This is a genomic window from Shigella sp. FC1967 (genome assembly GCF_001743005.1).
Taxonomy (GTDB): domain Bacteria; phylum Pseudomonadota; class Gammaproteobacteria; order Enterobacterales; family Enterobacteriaceae; genus Proteus.
In genome coordinates, this window is sequence record NZ_MIIZ01000902.1 from 1 (window position 1) to 2,039 (window position 2,039).

A 2,039-nucleotide genomic window follows, 5' to 3' on the forward strand; every position below is an offset into this window, starting at 1 on the left:
AGGACATATTTTAAAGAATAAAAGGTCGCTATAATTACAAGGAAAGATAGCATCCCCCCCATACCTTATCTTATTCTAATTGACGTTTCTCTTATTTGGTCAGTCTCTTTTATATACCCGAATTATGGATTATTAACCACGGAGGGAAACGGACCAGCAACCAAGGATGGTTTATCTTTTCAATAACAATGCCTCTTTTTTATTTACTCTCTATTTCATACTTATTCTGTGATAAATATAGGTAGTATTACGCAACATCAAATAAGAATAATGATTATCCTTGAATAAAATAAGGCTCTGCTTATTTTAAATTCATCAAACAGAGCCTTATCGTTATAATACTTATTTTATTGTAGTTGCTTATTCAGCATCTTTACCATAACTTGGAGAACGGGGACCATATAGAATACCGTTTGCATTTCCGGCTGAAAGCAAACGTACACTTGTTATGCCCGCGATTTGGTAGCTTTTATCTGATACCGTATTCACAATTTGATTCACAACAGCCGAAACCAATATTCCGATTAAACTACCTGACGAACCTTCAGTTTCTGTACTTGATGCCGTTGCAGAACCACTCCACAACACGCCACCATGACGAAGATCAACAAGCTTTGCAGTAACAGTCACTCGCGTATCACTAGAAATAATTTTATATGACGTTCCAAATTCTATGATATCTAAGTATAAAACAGCATCAGCACCAAAGATTTCACGTAGTTTATTAGGACTTACTGCATGAATATCTCCAGCCATGGATAAACCATTTTGCTTAAATGTCTCTTCAACAACAGCAACAGGGAAAACATAATATCCCGCTTCTGCCAAAGGGTATGTCACTTGAGATAAGAAACTGTGCTCCGCTCCGACTTCCGTTGTGTGGTTTTGAGGTACTAAGACTAAAATGCTTTTTGGCTTACTCTGTTTAAATGCAGTGTAATCTGTTTTAACTGGCTGAGCACATCCCGTTAATACCAACGCAAAAGCCAAGCAAATTAAAGTGAATAAGCGGCTCATTTTTGTATTCCTTTATTTTTCATCAGGCGATCCATAAATTCCGCTGATTCAGGGTAAAGTACTTTTTCTTCATTAAATTCGGCCATCGCTAGATCTAATGCCCCCGTCGCACTATATAACATCCCTAAATGCGCATGTAATCCTGGTGGAATACCTAATGATTTAGCACGAGAAAGCTCAATACTTTTCTTCAATGCATCAATTTGTGCTTGAGGATCACTTTCACTTTGTTGATAGTGCTGATATACCACTTGTTGATAACTGTCCCAGTTATAAAGTGGTTTAGAGCCACTAGCGCAGCCCGTCAGTAATAATGCCCCAAAAATAAGGCTTATTAATGATTTAGACATCGTTATATCCTTATAAATATAGATTATTTTGAAGGCTGCCAAGCATTACTCTCAATACCTGCGACTAAGTTATTAACGGCTTCACGGATCGCGAGATCAAGGACTTTACCGTTAAGTGTTGAGTCATAGCTGGCTGTACCACCAAACCCAATAATTTCACGGTTAGAAAGCTCGTATTCACCCGCTCCTTGAGATGAAAATACCACTTCTGATGTATTCACATTCACAACGTTTAAATTCACTTTTGCGTAAGCAACTTGTGTTTTACCGCGACCTAAAATACCGAATAATTGACGATCACCGACTTCTTTACGACCAAATTCTGTCACATCGCCTGTGATCACATAAGTAGCGCCTTTCAATTGTTGGCTTTGCCCTTTAATACCCGCTTCTTCTTTTAATTCAGATAAATTGGCTCTGTCTAATACATTAAAACGCCCTGTTTGTTGCAAATGCGTCATTAAAATAGTTTTAGATTGATTTCCTAATCTATCCACGCCATCAGAGAATATTCCATTCATATAACTAGAACGGTTATCAAACTTACCAATAGAAATAGCGCTCTTAGTACCTGTATACGTTGTGTTATAGGTTGCAACTTTAGCAACATCTAAAGAGCGTGAAGATTCTGATGCACATCCTGCTAGTAATGAAGCAGAAATCATAATCAAA

Annotated in this window: 3 protein-coding genes; all 3 read right to left on the reverse strand. The window is 37.5% G+C overall.

All coding sequences use genetic code 11. The annotated features are described in order from the left end of the window. Window positions 1-360 precede the first annotated feature (360 nt). From BHE89_RS15580 to BHE89_RS15590, 3 genes are read right to left on the reverse strand one after another with little or no spacing between them, the layout of a single operon-like run. Entirely contained in the window at window positions 361-1,017 is a 657-nt protein-coding gene (locus tag BHE89_RS15580) for a DUF799 domain-containing protein (RefSeq protein WP_069369547.1), read from the reverse strand. Continuing rightward, complete coding sequence (locus BHE89_RS15585; RefSeq protein ID WP_069369546.1) at window positions 1,014-1,367, reverse strand: DUF4810 domain-containing protein; 354 nt, start codon at window positions 1,365-1,367, stop codon at window positions 1,014-1,016. Before BHE89_RS15585 ends, BHE89_RS15580 begins: the two co-directional genes overlap by 4 nt. A gap of 23 nt (window positions 1,368-1,390) precedes the next feature. Continuing rightward, entirely contained in the window at window positions 1,391-2,032 is a 642-nt protein-coding gene (locus BHE89_RS15590; protein WP_171742515.1) for a CsgG/HfaB family protein, read from the reverse strand. Between the last annotated feature and the right edge of the window lie 7 nt (window positions 2,033-2,039).